General features: G+C 38.4%; 13 protein-coding genes, 1 tRNA gene and 1 pseudogene. 4 read left to right on the forward strand and 11 right to left on the reverse strand.

Annotation, left to right across the window (positions count from 1 at the left end; genetic code table 11):
- Window positions 1-549: pseudogene (locus ACR2F7_RS00285) on the forward strand (alpha-glucuronidase); the annotation flags it as partial.
- Window positions 550-693: 144 nt separating this feature from the next.
- Here the strand turns inward: ACR2F7_RS00285 and ACR2F7_RS00290 are convergent.
- From ACR2F7_RS00290 to ACR2F7_RS00335, 10 genes are all read right to left on the reverse strand, one after another.
- A complete protein-coding gene (locus ACR2F7_RS00290; protein WP_432711613.1) occupies window positions 694-2,406 on the reverse strand; it encodes a trypsin-like peptidase domain-containing protein in 1,713 nt (570 codons plus the stop codon).
- A gap of 57 nt (window positions 2,407-2,463) precedes the next feature.
- Window positions 2,464-3,657 (reverse strand): TlpA family protein disulfide reductase, encoded by a 1,194-nt coding sequence (locus ACR2F7_RS00295; protein ID WP_432711614.1) that lies wholly within the window; start codon window positions 3,655-3,657, stop codon window positions 2,464-2,466.
- 1 nt (window position 3,658) lies between these two features.
- Window positions 3,659-4,819, reverse strand: coding sequence for a redoxin domain-containing protein (locus ACR2F7_RS00300; RefSeq protein WP_432711615.1), 1,161 nt, complete (start codon window positions 4,817-4,819; stop codon window positions 3,659-3,661).
- A gap of 28 nt (window positions 4,820-4,847) precedes the next feature.
- Window positions 4,848-6,416 carry a PKD-like family lipoprotein gene (locus tag ACR2F7_RS00305; protein WP_432711616.1) on the reverse strand — a complete coding sequence of 523 codons (1,569 nt, stop codon included), beginning with the start codon at window positions 6,414-6,416 and terminating at the stop codon, window positions 4,848-4,850.
- A gap of 27 nt (window positions 6,417-6,443) precedes the next feature.
- Window positions 6,444-7,205 carry a DUF4843 domain-containing protein gene (locus ACR2F7_RS00310; protein ID WP_432711617.1) on the reverse strand — a complete coding sequence of 254 codons (762 nt, stop codon included), beginning with the start codon at window positions 7,203-7,205 and terminating at the stop codon, window positions 6,444-6,446.
- Window positions 7,206-7,216: 11 nt separating this feature from the next.
- Entirely contained in the window at window positions 7,217-8,644 is a 1,428-nt protein-coding gene (locus ACR2F7_RS00315; protein WP_432711618.1) for a RagB/SusD family nutrient uptake outer membrane protein, read from the reverse strand.
- A gap of 12 nt (window positions 8,645-8,656) precedes the next feature.
- A complete protein-coding gene (locus tag ACR2F7_RS00320) occupies window positions 8,657-12,013 on the reverse strand; it encodes a SusC/RagA family TonB-linked outer membrane protein (RefSeq protein WP_432711619.1) in 3,357 nt (1,118 codons plus the stop codon).
- 193 nt (window positions 12,014-12,206) lie between these two features.
- Entirely contained in the window at window positions 12,207-13,121 is a 915-nt protein-coding gene (locus tag ACR2F7_RS00325; RefSeq protein WP_432711620.1) for a FecR family protein, read from the reverse strand.
- A gap of 54 nt (window positions 13,122-13,175) precedes the next feature.
- Window positions 13,176-13,763 (reverse strand): RNA polymerase sigma-70 factor, encoded by a 588-nt coding sequence (locus tag ACR2F7_RS00330; protein ID WP_432711621.1) that lies wholly within the window; start codon window positions 13,761-13,763, stop codon window positions 13,176-13,178.
- Window positions 13,764-14,123: 360 nt separating this feature from the next.
- Window positions 14,124-14,423 (reverse strand): hypothetical protein, encoded by a 300-nt coding sequence (locus tag ACR2F7_RS00335; RefSeq protein ID WP_432711622.1) that lies wholly within the window; start codon window positions 14,421-14,423, stop codon window positions 14,124-14,126.
- Window positions 14,424-15,160: 737 nt separating this feature from the next.
- Between ACR2F7_RS00335 and ACR2F7_RS00340 the strand changes: the two genes are divergently transcribed.
- From ACR2F7_RS00340 to ACR2F7_RS00350, 3 genes are read left to right on the forward strand one after another with little or no spacing between them, the layout of a single operon-like run.
- Entirely contained in the window at window positions 15,161-15,427 is a 267-nt protein-coding gene (locus tag ACR2F7_RS00340) for a hypothetical protein (RefSeq protein WP_432711623.1), read from the forward strand.
- Window positions 15,414-16,079, forward strand: a complete 666-nt coding sequence (locus ACR2F7_RS00345) for a zeta toxin family protein (RefSeq protein ID WP_432711624.1) — start codon at window positions 15,414-15,416, stop codon at window positions 16,077-16,079. The genes ACR2F7_RS00340 and ACR2F7_RS00345 overlap by 14 nt, the downstream gene beginning before the upstream one ends.
- A 55-nt stretch (window positions 16,080-16,134) precedes the next feature.
- Window positions 16,135-17,148: a hypothetical protein gene (locus tag ACR2F7_RS00350; protein ID WP_432711625.1), complete on the forward strand. Its 1,014-nt coding sequence runs from the start codon at window positions 16,135-16,137 to the stop codon at window positions 17,146-17,148.
- A 297-nt stretch (window positions 17,149-17,445) separates the two neighbouring features.
- On the opposite strand, the gene ACR2F7_RS00355 is transcribed toward ACR2F7_RS00350, so the two are convergent.
- Window positions 17,446-17,519 (reverse strand) — tRNA-Arg (locus ACR2F7_RS00355).
- Between the last annotated feature and the right edge of the window lie 64 nt (window positions 17,520-17,583).

Genomic DNA, 17,583 nt, shown 5'->3' on the forward strand with positions numbered 1-17,583 from the left:
CTGCACCATATCTTTGTCGAAAATCACCACTATGGTCCTGCGCCATGGTTTGCCAATCCAAAACTTAGAGCAGACTGGACCTCTGTATATTACCACAAAGCTGATGTAAATGGAATAGGCTTTAATCGGACTAGCACAGGCAGTAATGCCATCAGTCAATACCATGAACCTTTGGCTTCACAGCTTAATGATATTGAAACTTGTCCTGAAATGTATTTGCTATGGTTTCATCGCCTACCTTGGGATTTTAAAATGAAGAGTGGACGCATCTTATGGGATGAGTTATGTTATAAATATGACTATGGCGTAAACCAGGTACGTGACTTTCAAAAAACATGGGATAAGGTTCAACCGTATGTTGATCAGCAACGTTTTACCGACATACAAAGTAAATTAAGGCGCCAGAGTCAGGATGCTCAAATATGGAAAGACGCATGTTTGCTTTATTTTCAGCAGTTCAGTCAGCGCCCAATTCCTTTTGAAATAGAAAGGCCAGTGCATGAGCTGAAATATTTAATAGATACAGCACCGGCGGGAATTCATCATTAAACAGTACAAAGATTCCAATCTAAATAAAAAGACAGCTTTATAAGGTTTTGCTTAAACATAAAAATGCCCCCAAACTTTAAACAAATTTTGGGGGCATTTTTATGAGCTTGTCATTCCTTTAGCCCACTGCGTGCTTTATCTAAATTATTGTAAGCTTTTAAGGACGAACCCGGAAATCACTTGAGGAGATAGGACTAAACTTGAGGTTCTGCTGAATCTCGCGACATTTATCCCATAGAATTTTCCCTCCAGGTCAAACACTGGTCCACCACACTCTTCTGGTTTAATAACGGCATCATGCGTAAAAACAGCTTTAAATCCATCACGTCTGCTACTTTTCCCTCCCACGAAATGATCAGCAGGATGATTTCCCATTGTGGGCATTGCAGTAAGTATAACAGGTAAACGATATGAAACACTGTTCCTTATACCCTCAATATGTATGGTATCGCCCGGATTATATTTCATAATTTCCCTGCCATAATCAGGTGGAAGAGATATAGACGTTCCGTTAATTCCGGTTATCTGGTCTTGCAATAACAACCCAGCTGTTTCTGCCGGACTTCCACGGGCAATACGTGTCAGCACAATTTGTTTATTGATGAAAGTGGCTGAAGCACCAAAAAAGCCCGAGCTAAACTTCTTATCCAAACCAAAATAAGTACTGCCCAAAACACTTATGCTACTGTATTGTTGGGGCAATGCAGATAAAAGAAATTTGCCGAGCTCATTGAACTTAAGCGAAGTGGTATCGGCTAAATTTTTTAATTTGACCCCAAACTTTAGCTTGGCAGCAACGTATAAAAGGATTAAATCATTTTCTGTATCTCTGGACACAACAACTAGATTAAGATTCTTCGCTTCACCGTTATCAACATACACATCATTGCCTATCAGTGAATTTTTACTGACTAAAAAGGATCCTGACTTAAATTTAGGATTGGAGACTTTAAAATCTAACGATAAAACAGTACCATATGCCTGCTGTGGTAGCCCCTTTAAATTACTGCTGATTTTTAAACAGCTGCCATTGAAATTTAAAGCTAGTTTGTTCAACTGCTTTTCCATATTTTCCAATTCTGCAATAGGCTGTATAGTCTTTTCTTGCGGATCAGGTTTAAAAGTATCTTCTTTCGTAGGCAAAGTTTTATAATCCTTAGCCTCGTTTAAAGCAGTCCAATATTTCCTGAAAATATCCACTGGAATTTCATAATTTATTTTTTCATCTACATCAATGCGACTATGGATGCCCACAACACGTCCCTGATCGTCAAACAATGGGCCTCCAGAATCACCAGGTTCCATCAAACAGGTAGACACCATAAATCCCCAGAAATCAGTAAGGCGGCTAATGCGGCCAAATCTTATAGAAGGTAATTTTTGGTTCAGTGTTGTTGGATAGCCTATGCTCACACACATGCTATTGATTTTCAATGAAGAAGACCAGCCTATTTCTGCAGATGGCCAAATTCCTTTCGTTATTATTTTAACCATAGCTATGTCGGGCCTGCCCTGCGTTTCAGAAGCAATTCTTCCCATTCCTTTAGCAACTGCAGTTCTTCCATCAGGAAAATTAACGAGGTAAATTTTACCCGGTAATATGGCATGAGCAGCAGTAAGAATATGTCCTTCGCCGGTTACGACAACCCCGGTAAATTGAGCACTGTTTTGTACTTTTTTGACGGTATCGAAGCCCCATAAACGCACACATGCGGGATAGGCTTTTTTAATCACTGCTGAAGTAGCTGCTTCTATACGTTTTGCATCAAAAGATTGCTGCGCATACCCTTCAAATACAAAGCAAAATAAGTATATAAAAAATAAGGGCACAATTTTGCCCGGACGAATGATGTTCATTGGTTGATTATAAAAAAAAGGCGCCATTATATAAAGGGCGCCTCTTATAATAAAAAATTAGAGATGCTTCTTGAAAATTTCTTCAAGTTGCAATTTCAACTTTGTACTGTAACCGGTATACTTTTCAACGATTTTCCCTTCCCTGTCTATCAGAAAAAGTGTAGGGATACCAATGATCATAAAATTAGCCATTGTTTTATTTTTATCAGGGCTGAGTACTTGTGCCCAGGGCATATTTTCTTCAGACATGGCCTTTCTCCATGCTGCATTATCGGTATCGACAGATACACTTAATACTTCGAAACCGCTTGCGTTGTAAGTACTGTAAAGCTCCTTAATTTCTGGTATAGCTTTTCGGCATGGACCGCACCAGCTTGCCCAAAAATCAATTAGTACATACTTCCCTTTAAAGGAATTGATATCTACGGGTTTCCCATTAGGATCATTGTAAGCAATATGAGGTATTACACTACCCTTATTCAAAGCATTTTTGATAGCACTTTGGGCCATAAACTCTTTTTTGAGTTGTTTGGCTTCTTCAAGCTGAGGATATTGTTCAATCAACTTAGCAAGTTGAGTGGAGAAAAAGCCTGTTTCTTTATCTGTCGAAAGCATACTTAGCAAATATACTGATGCGGGATTGCTTGAATTAGCGCTAATGAGCTGCTTAAGCCTTAAGTTTTCAAAATCAACCTTTTGCCTGATCAATCCATTTGTTCTCAGGTAAGTAAACCAGGAGGTATCTTTCTTCATGTAATTTCTGGCAGTCAGCAATTCTCTACTCAGTAGATCCATTTCTGTATCTCCCACATATTTTTGGTACAGGGCTGTATTGATCAGCTGCGTACGCGATGATTTACTTACAACTTCCACAAAACCAGAATTCTTGCTTTTGTTACTTGCCGTATCATAACCCCGGGCATTGATATTTACATCAGCATCAGACCAGAAAGCTGCAGTTTGCCACTTTAAAATATCCAATTGATACAAACCTGATGCATTTGCTTTAACCTTTAAACTAAAAGTACCATCAGTATTAACTTTTACAGAATCAACAGCTTTTTTACCCTTACCAATCCCATTATACAACCATACCATGTTGTACTTTTTAAAGGTTTCCGGATTCAGAAAGCTAACTTTACCCTTAATGGTGATGTCTTTGCTTACTTGTGCGGAAGCGGAGGGATATCCCCCTCCAATCAATCCTGCCAGCAATGCATATACTGCCACGTTTTTGAATATACTCAACATCTTATTTATTGTTAAAAATTGAATTTAATTTATCGTCAAGTTGTTTACCCGCACCCATCCAGCGGGCGATAATCTTACCCTCTTTATCTAATAAAATTTGAGTAGGATAGCCTTCAATACCATACAATTGAACCAAATCCTGTTTCATAGATACCTCATTATTCAAAACATTGGTCCAGGTTAGCCCATCTTTTTCTATAGCCTCTTTCCACATTTTTTCTGCTTGTGCTTGTCCGCTCACTTTCTCACTAGAAATACCCAAAATTTCGAATCCTTTAGCAGCATACATCGCGTAAAGTTCTTTTAAACGAGGGTTAGCAGCCCGGCATGGGGCACACCAGCTCCCCCAGAAATCAAGCAGTACATATTTTCCTCTAAACTGTGATAGACTTACAGGCTTACCGTTTACATCAGGTTTGGTAAAATCAGGTGCAGGTCCCCCAGCCTCAATAATTTTTTGCGACTCAATTTTAGCCTCAATACCTTTTGCATAGCTGGTATTTTTATAGGTTGATCCCAGGCCTTTATAGGCAACCTCAAGCTCTGCAGCACTATAATCCCTTGCTGTCATAGACAAATAGTAAACACTTGCAAAAGCATCAGGATGTTCTTTAATAAATTTCTTTCTTGATGCCGAAAGGGCTTTCCTATTCTCCATCATTTTCGGGGCAATTTCATTCATTGCGTCTTTAATCCCCATTATTCTGGATTCGACCATCTCTTTCTGTAAACCAGACATTTGTTTGGTTAAGGTCTCTTCGGCTTTGCGAAATGCTGTAAAGCTGTCATTCAATGCATCACCGGTTACTGAAGCTAAATTAAGGTCTAGTGCTGAACCTGTAATGGTTAGGTTTGCCCCTTTAGTCAATACAATCTCAAGTGGCAAGGGCGGCTGATACATACCTGTTTTGCCCCCACCCAAATAAAGGTTACGGTCAATTCCCGTATTTACCGAAGTCACAAAAGGCTCATCACCTGCCTGGCCTGTTAATTCAAACACATTGTTTTTAGCCTCTACAGTAATTAGTCCCTCAGTGCCTTTTACCATAATTCTCTCATTTCCCTGCCCCTTTAAATTTCCTTTAATGGTATAGTTTCCCTGTGCCATACTCACCAAAGAGGAGCAGGCCAGGACTAATGTAAATGTTAATGTATGTTTCATTATTTTTTATGTTTCTTTTTAAGATTGATTATTTAACACCAAGTTTCCAGGCCATCGATTTAACTTTCCCAAATCCTGTATATTTTTTTTCTGTTCCAGCAATGATAGCACCACTGGTAGGGTTTACCTCCATCTGGTATACGGTTCCTATTTTGGAGCTTTCATTATAAGTAGCCAAATACAAAATTTTACATAAATTTTTAGGGTCGTATAATGCACCTAGTCCACGGTTAGTATTGCTGTACTTCTGTAAGGTAATGTTGGTGATTTTCTCACCAGACGGAGCAGTCCACAGGAGATCTGTTATACCTGGAGTATATTTATACTGGTATAAGTGGTTATTTGCACTGTAGTAAACAATCTCACCGAGATAACCGGTCGTCATTGAATTGATAGCGCCTATTTCAGGGCAATTGCTCATATCATATTTATACTGACCAATTTTAGCAATCTCTCCACCTTTAAAATTTGCAGATAACATGTAATATTTAACCGGATTTGCAGCATTATCTTTCATCACGAAATAATCCCAGTTGTTCCATCCTATGTCACTAAACATCAATTCCAGGCCCACATTGTTCACATCAAAGTTTGCATCTTTCTGAACTGTGGCAAAGGGAACAAGTTCAGATCCACGCGCTGCCACTTTCAGGAATTTTTTATTGGTCTGGTCATAGGCAATCACATCAAACGCAGCAGCCGGTCCCACAGATAGCCATGGAGCAAGTGCGCCGTGGTTTCCGCCAAGGGCATCACCAAAAGCCCGGTCTCCAGTTGCAATAATTGTATAATCTACTGAATGAAGTTTATTGTTATTGATTAAAAAGTCCTTTCTGCCTTCTGTTGTCACCATAAATGATGGTGCAATGCTAGCCGGTTTAGACCAGAATATGCCTTTATTCACATCACTAATTTTCTGAAAGGTACTGGTACTTACATCAGCAATATCTTTACTGCTTTGTACATACAAACTAACCGTAGTTGGGAAATTAGATTTAGAATACACGATAGAACCAGGCGTTCCTGCCAAAGGCGCACCATTGGAATTTGCATACAGGTCAAGAAACAGCTTCTCTGTAGTAGCAGCCTTAGAAATTTCATTATTGGCGATGATCCCAACATCTGTATTGCCGTTTTTTTCATAGAGCACCATCCATCCTTCAGCAAGAGCAGGGGTAATAGCAGCACTAAATTTGGCAAAGCTTTTGACGCCCGTATTGGTGTTTGTAACCGTAAACAACACTTCCCAGGTCAGCTCCTTCTCCGTCATTTGATAATGCAGCTCTGGCGTATTGGCCAGGGTATGTCTTTCTACTATTGTGCCGTAAGCCTGTGAAGGATACATTTCCCAGCTGAAACTAAGTTCAGGAAACTGCGGTTTTTCAGGGTTTACCACCTCTCCCTTATAGGTGACCACAGGTTTGATATCCAAGTATTCATACCGTAGCATGGAGTATGTTGAAGCAATGTTAGTGACATTGATTGCTAATGGATCTAATATCTCATAGGTATAATTTCCCTTATCCTTTGAGCAGGATGCCATCAAACCTGTCATGAGCAGGATCAGAGTCAGGAATTTAAAACTGTATATTTTCATGATATAAATTAATAGCCTTTAAATAAATTAATTAGGAAAAGTAACCAACTCATCATACTCATTTCTAAGTGGTTTACCGGGATGTGCCAGGTTGTAATTAACCAGTTCTATTTTGCACCTGTTTTGATAATACTGAGCTTGGGTATAACTGATTTCAGAAGGTGGTAGGGCCACACCTGTATAGCGTACTTTAAAGGTCGGCGGAAGGCCAATTGCAGTGGTAATAAACTGGAATTTCACTTCGCTGTAAGTCCCGAAAAACGAAGCCAGGGAACGAAAAGGAGCAGGATGAGTGTCCCAGTTGTCTGGTTTCGAAAACTGATCTTTTAAGATCACGATCATATCAGAGAGCTCGGCAATTCCTTTTTTAAAGGTGTCATTCTCTTTTAAACCAAAGATGATTTTACCTTCCTTGTTTTTAAATTCAGACGTACGTTTAAAGTAAATAGGAAAAACCGCAGCATAAGTATTCGCTTTAAGAACATATTTTGGAAACACATAATGCACATCCTTTTTAATCCTCAAGGTATCTCCGCCAATAGCTTTCAGTTGAAACTCCCTGTCTACAGCAGATGGTAAACCGGTAAGGCGCACAGAAAAACTAATGGTATCCATGTCATTCAAAGACTTAAACGCATAATTATAGGTCAGGCTGTCGGGCTTCTGTGGGTCTGTCCCTAGCCAGATGTTCAGTGCATTAAATTCCTGTGGGAAAACCAGTTCTTCTGATTTTTTGCAGGAACACCATAGCAGCACTATGCAAGCTATATATAGTAATTTACGTTTCATGATGATGCTTTTTATCTGTTGTCAACTCTGCCCGGGGCATTACTAAATTCACTTACCGGAATGGGCAATTTATATCCTTTAAGTGCAATCAAATCCAGTCCTGCTGCCCTTGGAATGGCCGCATTATTTTTTCTTTTGTGGTAAAAGAAAAGCTGTCCTTCTCCAATAAATTCTTTTCTGAATTCCTGTAACAGCACTGCATCAAAGTTTGCAGCACTAATGGTCGTTGCCGTTAATCCGCGGTGTAACCTAACTGTATTGATCATAGTTGCCGCTTCAGTTATATTGGTGCTTTTTTGTGCTTCTGCAGCAATAAAATACATTTCTGAAATTTTAATCATGGGCATTCTATTGCGGTAAGCCTGTGGCCATGCCGTACTTTCCAGCTGATTATACTTATTGAAAAAATTGAACCCGGCGGCAGTCATATCAAACCAATTTAAATACCTGTAATCTTCAGCCGAATTTTGATAATACTCTGCCTTTGTAGCCGGGGAAAGGCTAAATACGCTATTACCTGTAGCGGTAAATGAGTTGTCAAAAATTGTTTTTAACCGAACTACGTTCAGTGCAAAAAGATGTTCAGTGGAAAAGGTTAGATCTGCCTGGGTTTTGTTGTTAAGGGCAGTCTGCAAAATCCAGTCGAATTTACTGGCATTAATGACCACTTTTGCATTTTCCAGTGCTTTCAGGCTATCCTTCTTATACAGGTAAATTCTGGCGAGCAAACCTTTTACTGCATAATAATTTAAATGCAACTTTCTGTTAAGTAAATAACCACTATCATCTAAAGTTGTTAATGTTTTACCGGTAACCATTGGGTCAACTTTTAACAGTTCTGCAGCTTCGTTCAAATCTGCTATAGCTAAATCAATTACTGCAGATACACTCAACTGCGGAGCAATTTCACTACCTGTATTTTTATAATAAGGAATAGCAATTTTTTGAGCGTTTTCTTCATAACTGGCGCCAAAAACACGCAGCAAATCAAAATGGATAAAAGCACGAAGGGCAAGTGCCTCACCTTTAATGATGTTATAATTATCACCGCTAAATACTGACTTCTTTTCGTCAATTTCTTCGAGCAATTTATTGGTATTGACAACCGAATTGTATAATCCATTCCAAATGGCATCAATACGATTCAAGGAAATTTGGTTAGCAGAATAGGTGTAAATTTTGTCCGCATCATACGGGGTAGGTTGCGAATCCCATTCGTAGGCTAAAACACCCATTAAACCGAAAGTCATTTCCCGACCATACAAAGGCTCGTAAGTTAGGGAACTATACACACCCGCAAGGGCTTCTTTAAATCCACTTTCTGTAGAGAACAGATCGCTGTCGCGCACCTGCGATTTAGGCTCTACATCAAGCCATTTATTGCATGAAAACAAGACTATTGGCAACGCAATTAAAACGAATTTTAAATATCTTTTCATCTCTGTATTGTATTAAAATGTAGCCTGCAAAGAGCAGGAATAAGTTCTTGCAAAAGGAAAGTCCAGTCCTCGTTCAGCTTTCACAGAAGATATTCTGGCTATGTCATTGGTGAAGAAGGTTACCCTCACCCGCTCCATCCCTGTGCGTTTTAAGAAGGCAGTATTTCTAAAATCGTAAGAAAGGTTCAGCGAGCTCAATTGCAGTTCATTAAATTCTTGTATAAAACGCGAGCTTGGATTTGTACGGCTGGGCAAAGATTTGATCCGTTTAAAAAACACCTCATCACCTGGCTGTGTCCATGTGCTGGTAAATACCCTGCGGTCAACGTTGTAAGCAATGTCTACATTCTCTACCCTGTCTACCAGTGTTTGGTTGTAATATTGCCCGCCAAGTTTGTACATAAACCCACAGTTAAGGCCCCAGCCTTTATATTGTGCATTAAAACCAAAACTTCCGCGGAGCTTAGGTGTAGATTCACCAACCACTACCTGGTCATTTGGATTCCATACATAAGTCATTTCTCCGATTGAAGTCAGGTAAATTTCATTACCCGTAATTGGATCAATACCCAATGAAGGCACTGCATAAATAGCAGTTGTTGATTGCCCTTCTTTATACCTGATAAAAGGTTTTGTAGAACTCCCTCTTGCGGCTTCATTTTCTTCATTCAAACTGTTTAAAGCATCAGAAATTTTAATCAGTTTATTTTTATTGGCACTAACATTCACAAATAAGTTTAAAAAACTTGCTGTAGCCAGGTCATTGAAAACTTTGTAGCTCATTACAGCATCTATGCCTGTATTTCTAAGTTCACCCAGATTACCTTTTACGGTGCTAAATCCTACAGAACCCGGTAAAGGAAAATCTGTCAGCAGGTTTTTAGTGGTGCTGATGTAATAATCAACCCTCATGTTCAATCTTTTAAACACCTGAAAGTCTACACCAACATTGTAATCTTGTGTTTGTTGCCATTGAAGAGATTCATTGGCCAAGCCCATAAGTTTGGCACCCACTATATTGTCGTAATAAGTATCGGTATAATAGTTATACGTAGCCATAGCCTGGTAAGGACTAAAATTCTGACTTCCGGTATATCCTGTTGAGGCCCTTAATTTAAACTGATCCATCCATTGGGCATCTTTCAAAAAAGCTTCTTTATGGATGTTCCAGCCTATACCTGCAGACCAAAAATTTCCCCACCTGTTGTTGGCACCAAAAACACTGGAAGCCTGTCTTCTAAAGGTTAAATCTGCTAGAAAACGCTCATCATAAGAATAGTTCAATGCTGAAAGCAAACCCGTTTCGCGGCTAAGGGCATCAGACCCTGATGGGCGTCCATTTTCAAGATATTGTTTGGCAAAATTGATGCTTTCTACCTTATCGTTCAAAAAACCCTGTGCCTGAAAACCGTGTGTTTCACTGTTGGTTTCATAAAGGTTCCATCCCCCGTTTACATAAAACAGGTGTTTTCCCAGCAATTTAGAATAGTTTAGCGTAACATCTGCTTTGATAGATCCGTCCTGTCCGTCGGTAATGGCATAATCTCCCCTTTTAAAGAAATCTTCTTCCGCATATTCTGCATAACGGGTATGGTTGGCAGGGTAAAAATCTTCGCGTTTAGTTTGCTTTTGCGTATACCCAAAACGGCCAATCATTTTCAAAGCCTTTGTAAGTGACCATTCAGTTTGAAAATTATTGGTAATGTCTGTATAATTTGCAAAGTTTTTAGTCCCTAAAGTCGCGTTATACATAGGATTGTAATAGGTAATCGGAGTGCCTGATCCAGAATCATAGGTACCAAGTACTTTTTGGATATTTCCATTTGCATCAAAAGGTGACCAGTAAGGATTAAGCCTGGAATAGCTGGCAAAAGATCCATACGGTGAGTCATACGCTTTATTTCCGGTAACAGTCAGCGTGTTACGAAACAAGAAGTTACTCACTCTGTAAGAAAGGTAAACATTTCCTGAAAGGGTTTTACGGCCAGATTCTTTCATGGCACCCGAAATGTTGTTGTACGTAAAATCAGCACCATACCTTAAAAAAGGATCTCCACCTTCTAAAGACAAGTTGTGTTTTTGCCCTATACCCACATTTACCGGCTGCGAGAGCCAGTAGGTATCTACACCTCTTGCAATTTCAATATAGGTTCTGTTGTATTGTTCTTTTAACAATTGATCTGCATAAAGCGCAGTGGTGGTATACCTGCCTGAGTTTAATTCTACCTGGAGTTTCTCTGCCGAATTGGTTAAATCATAACTCGTCAAATCTGGCGTAGTGATGTTGAAATCAGCGTTATAGCTTAGTCTCAGTTTACCCATTTCTGGGCGTTTAGTTTCTACAACAACTACCCCGTTGGCAGCTCTTGAACCATAAATAGCTTTTGCAGCAGCATCCTTTAAAATAGTGACCGAAGCTACCCTGTTCATATCCAGGTCATAGATTTTTTGCAGGTTGGTTTCAAAACCATCCAACACAAATAAAGGCATATTTGGGTTATTAGCATATTCGCCTTTTAACCCCGGTAAAGTATTTGCACCCCTGATTTGCAAATCAGGCAGTACGTTTGGGTCAGATCCTGCAGCAAGATTTTCAATTTGTATAAAAGAAGGATCAAGCATTTTAAGACTCTGGATCAGGTTTTGATTACCTACAGTACGAAGTTGCTGTTGTGTAAATGTAGATGCCGAACCGGTAAAGCTTTCTGCTTTACGGGTAAAAACACCTGTTACCACTACATCATCAAGGTCATTTTCTAATTCTGTCAAGGCCACATTCATTTCCCTTGAATTGCCTATCTTTACCTCTTTGGTTGCAAAGTTTAAGTGGCTAAAGATGAGAGCTGTGGCTTTTTCAGGAATAGTAAGTGTATATTCACCATTAACATTGGTCTTAGTTACAACAGCATCGAAGTCCTTAACTTTTACACTTACCCCTGCTATAGCATTATCTTCTTTGTTCAACACCTTACCTTTAATCCTTTCAGGGGGCATTGCACTGCTCATAGATGTCATGGGCATTGACTTAGAAGGAGGACCAGCCTCTGGCTTTGTCGTCTTTTTCCTGATAATAATTTTATAATCTTTGATCAGGTAATCGAGCTTTGTTTTGCTGATCAATTTGTCCATTGCTGCTTCTACAGTAATACCTTTTGCTTTTAGGCTTACCATATAAGGACTTACCAGTTCTTCGCTAAAAATAAAATTGTAAGTACTTTTCTTTTGCAGAATGTCCAGAGCTTGTTTTAATGGGATATTGGTAAAATCAACATCAACTTTTTCAGGCTTAGTTTGTTGTGCTTTTAAAGGTGTGGTAAGCAGTAACAAAGCAGCGGCCATACAGCAGATGCTATATATATATAATTTCATACCTTTGAATATGTTTTTTTTTAGATTTTAAAAGACATAGGATGACTGCCAGACAGGTGATTGGCGTTACGCTTCTGACAACATCATGGAATCGGAATATTTATATTTCGGTTCCTTTTTTTGGCGGTAGTTGAAGTAATTATTTCATCATAGGCATAGCAGTTTAGTTTGGTCGGTTGGTTGTTTGAGTTGTTTAGTGTGTTATTAAAATATGATGGTTGTTAACCTTATAATTTAGACCCATCGTCATTGAAAGGGCATCAAGAATTTCGTTCAGGTTATCTGTAGTTTCAAATTTTGCAGTAATCCGCATACGCAACATATTCCTGTTGGCAAAACTGATTTTAACATTGAATTTATCTTCAATTTTAGCCGCTACCGTTTTAAAATCTTCATCGTTAAATGAAAGCTCACGTTTCATCCATGAAGTTACGTAAGCCGCAGTAACATTTTTACGCTCCAGCTTACCCGAGGCTTTAGTGTAAAGCAATTGCTGATTAGGTAACAATAAGGCATTATTTACCGCTACTTTTCCACGAGCCACGGTTACACTGATTTTATTAAGCCAGGCGTATGAACTGATGTTAAAAGCGGTTCCCAATACATTGGTTAAGGTTTTACCTGCCTTTACCTGGAATGGTTGTTTCGCATTGTGGTGAATATCAAAAAATGCCTCCCCTTCTATCAGGTCTACTTTTCGCTTTGCTTCATTGAATGTTTCCGGATAACTTAAAGTACTGTTGCCATTAAGCCACACGATCGATCCATCGCTAAGGAGCACCTTTTTAACTTCATTTCTTTTGGTTTTAACAATGATGTTTGCTGGAGCAAAAAAACTGTTTTTATAGCTCAGGCAAAGCCATACTAAACCCATCACCAAAACAACTGAAGCCGCTGCAGTCATGATCTTTTTGAAAACTATTGTACGGCTTTGCTTTCTATCTATGCTTGCCAACAACCTGTTGAGCACCGCATTTTTAATTGCTGGCGCAGGGCCCATTTTTTCTTCATTCCAACCCACAGGACTTTCTTTAAAATCATCAATAGCTTTACTAATGCGTGCTTCGTCAGCCTCGTTATAATGCTTATGCATAGTTGTATTTTTCACCAAAAAAGAATTTTAGTCATGTGCTTTGATCTAAAGACACATCAAAGGGGTGGATCACCCAAAGAAAAAATAAATAAAATAGAAAAACAGAAAGTCTCCCATCAGGAGCCTGATTTTACGAAGTGCAATGTTGATCTGGTTTTCTACTGTTTTAGGTGCTATATTTAGCCGGGAGGCAATTTCCTTGTTAGATAAATTCTCTTTGCGGCTTAAAAATAAAATCTCCCTGCATTTCTCTGGAAGAGACAACATTCCCCTTTCAAAAAGGGTGTTGATCTCCTTTACCATCATTTGTTCTTCTGAATTCGAAGTTGAACCGATCTGTTCATGCTCGTCTTCGGTTAATTCTACCAAATGTTTTTGTGCCCGGATTTTATTTAAAGATTTGTTCTTGATCGCGATGTAAAGATAATCTCGAAGCGATTTTATTTCAATCCGTTCTCTGGAAGTCCAGAGATACAAAAAAACATCGTGTATTAAATCTTCACAGGTTTCGCGGTGAGGGAATATATGAAATGCACAAGCGTACATCTCAGACCAGTAACGGTCGTAGATACATACAAAAGCTAACTGATTATGCGACTTTATCAAATTGATAAGTGCATCATCTGCTAGTTCCGTAAAATCTGAATTCCGCTTCATTAGGCAATTAAATATTCTATAACCAATTATCTATGCTAGTATTTACGCCAGCAATTTATTCCACTAAACTAATAGATTTAATTCAGATATTCATAATTAATTGGCAACTTAATATTTAATTATTAAATTTTAGTGCTTTTCTTGCAAATAATTGCAAGATTTTTAATGATCATCAATGCAGGTGTGCTGGCTATAAATTTCTATTGGCATATGCCAATAGCGACTGCCGATACCCAGCGCCAATGGCCATCACCTAACACACTAAAATTTGACAAAAAGAAGCCGCATCATCTTTTAATTGATGATACGGCTTCTTTAAGATCATTTTATATCTATTACTGCGGCCCTGAACAGGGGCTGTTATTCAGCTATATAACAAGACACACTCACACCAGGCATCATCATTGGCAACATTGGTGAAGGAGTCGCGGTCTGTTCCAGACGTTCAAACAACTCCTTTTCAAGTAGAGCATCGTCTGCGGAGGGCGATAAACCAATTTCCAGGTCACTTTCCAGATCCGAGGCGGAAACAGCCTGCAGTCGCCTGTGTTTTTTGTCTAGTAGATCGAGGATCTGGTATTTTACGGCTACCGAAAGGTACGTAAGCAGAGAATATTTCAGCTCCAGCGTTTCTCTCTTCCGCCAAAGGTTATAAAACACATATTTTGAAGATTGAGAGGTCAGACTAGTATTGGAATGTGCGGAATTTTAAGGTTAAGGAGGTGAAGATGGGGATAGTTAGGAACAGATGATAGTTAAGTGACGGCTTGGTGACAGCTTGCTATGACAGCGCATTGAGTGCGCCATGAGTCCACGGTGAGTCCACCCTTTGTTTGGGTAAACGTGGACTGACCGTGGACTCATGGTGGACTCACCGTGGACTCACCCATAGCCGACAAGCATGTGACCGCATGGCGTGTTAAAATTGACTACTGACTATTTTACAAAATTTTAATGTCGTGTACGTGGGATGGATTTGCTACAGATGCATAATTACTGATTGGTTATGATCTTATGAGTCTTATCCTTTTGAATCAATTTAAACCAGCTGATTGCAGGAATTACCTTAATAGCGAAATTCTTAATAGAGATTTCGAGCAAAAGTATAAGCGGAATTATAAAAAGAAAGGAGACCAAATAAGCCTTTATTTAACATTTGGGCAGAAATTGGATTCACAAAATACAAGTCGGGGAAACAATAGAAATTTAAAAATCTCTCAAAATGGGATGATTTTGCTAGTGATGAAACTGCGAAATCTTCCCTATTACAAATACAGTAAAATGAACTTATCTCGAGTAGGGATCTTTACGGCTGATAAGCAATGGTTCCTTGCACTTAAGGGATAAGTTTCGTATTTTTACATTAGTAAATTTATAGTCTAATAAAAGAAATAATTATGTCCGCAGTTGTTGAATTCGAAATCAAAAAGGAACATTATCTGAGTACTATAAAGGCACTTCGTACAAAAAACTTCAGCAAAAACCTTCCTTTTTTAATCCTTTCCGATAAATTGCCTGATGGTCAAGTTTACAGGGAATTCGCCGACGGCCACATTGAACTTCAGGAAGTAAGCTCAAAAGGTAGGATATTTCAATACCGTGTTATAAAAACCTTATCCAAAATCGAAGCAGATCAGGTCAGGAAAGTACATGGATTACTCTAGACCGACCTTATTGGTCATCTCAGGGCCAAATGGAGCGGGAAAATCAACGCATATTCAAACCATGTTACCCGATGCATTTAGCGGTATCTGGTCATTTGACAGAGATAATACCCGTATTGAATTCGAGAAGCAACTAACTAAGACCGGAGTAAATGCTACAGAGCTACTACTAAGAGCGACTAGAATGATGGAAGATAAGCTGATAGAAGAAATGAAAAGGGCCATTAGGGAGCATAAACACTTTGTTCTGGAAACGCCATTATCGCATCCAGACTATTGGAGATACATTGACTTGTTTGAAAATAATAGGTACCAAATCCAACTAAATTATCTGTGTCTTGACAAAATTAGCGATTGCATAGCAAGGGTTGGCCAAAGAGTAATGGAAGGCGGACACTACGTAGAGCCTTCGACTATTAAAGGTGTTTACGAACAAAACCTACGCTTCATCAACGATTTCACATCATCTTTTAAAGTCATTGAACTTTATGACGGAACAAAAATACCAACATTACTCGCAAAGCTGGAAAATGGTGAAGTTAAATTTGCCTTAAAAGGTGCTTTAAAGAAAAACTGGATTAAATCGGGGCTACCGAATTTATCAGCATTAATTAAACAGTATACAGCCAACGTGAAAAAATCAGATTCTTAATACTCATTGTATTTTGAATTAAGATCGATTACCTTGGATTCTTAAAGTGATGCTCATGATCCTACAAAACAGAATCCAAAATCCAACAGAACTTGACTGTCAGCTAATCGAACAACAGATCACATCAGGTTGGGACGACATCGTACAATTTTCTGATAAACTTTATACGGACAAGCTACTCAATGAGATTAATAACCTTTGTCAACACTATGATTCTCACTTTGGAGTCAGGTTCTATGGACATACCTTCGACTGTAAAAACCTGGAAAGGATACCTGACGTAAAATATTTGTCTTTGGACTGCATGTTAGAAGTTAATAAATTGGAGGTTGTTGCTACTAAACTTATGCACCTCGAAAGATTTGGACTTGGTGTTTTTGAAATAAAAGAAACCGAAATCTTAGGCGCACAAAATCTCCACAAAATTAAATACTTAATGCTCACAGACACCAGGACAAAAGCATTTAATTTAGACCACCTAAGAAATTATCGTAACTTGAGGACACTGATGGTTTGTGGACACACAAAAAACATTGATGCAATAGGAGATCTCCTTAAATTGAATCAGCTTAATCTGAATTCGGTTTCCAAAGTCCCGCTACACTTCATTAATAAACTCAAAGAACTTAAGACCTTAAAAATTATCCTAGGTGGGCGAAGCAATATAGAGGAGATAGAAAAAAATGAAATTGAGGATTTAGAAATCATTTGGGTACGAGGCTTTAATAGTTTCAATAACATATCCAACTTTACAAAATTGAAAAATTTGAAAATTGAAGACAATATACAATTAAAGGAACTACACTTTGATCGGAACCTAAATGATTTAGAAGATTTTAAGCTATTGAACTGCAAAACCTTTACCACCCTTACAGGTATAGAAAAATTAAAAACCCTGAGTCATCTTAGAATTTATAAAACAGCAATTGACTTCGAAAATTTCGTTAAACTTCCCAGACCAGATTCATTGAAAATTCTTGCTTTTTATACTACTAAAGCTAGAATAGATAAGATTATAAAGGAAAGGCTTAAATCGATGGGATACACCGACGGACTAGACAGAGATTAAAATACTATTAAAACAAAAAAGCCTAGAGAAATCTAAGACTTTTCTGTGGTACGTTATTGACAGGGACCTAATCGGATAATTGAAAATTAATGAATAATTTTTCTTGATATACTTTTTACCTTACATAATCTAATATCCTGATTATGAGCAAAGATGTAAAATTATATTGTAAGATAATTAGTTGTGTAACAACTACTTGATCCTAAAAATCAACCAATTCAAAAAAATGCAGAATCTGAATATCAGATATATGAATAAAAAAAAGAGGGAATCTCATTTCTGAAATCCCCTCTTCTGTGCACTTGTAGGGATTCGAACCCCAAACCTTCTCATCCGTAGTGAGATGCTCTATCCAATTGAGCTACAAATGCGTTTCCGATGTGTTGTTATCGGACTGCAAAAGTAGCGTTTGCAATTGAAAAACAAAATTATTTT

The organism is Pedobacter sp. (assembly GCF_045628745.1).
In the GTDB taxonomy this organism is placed as follows: domain Bacteria; phylum Bacteroidota; class Bacteroidia; order Sphingobacteriales; family Sphingobacteriaceae; genus Pedobacter.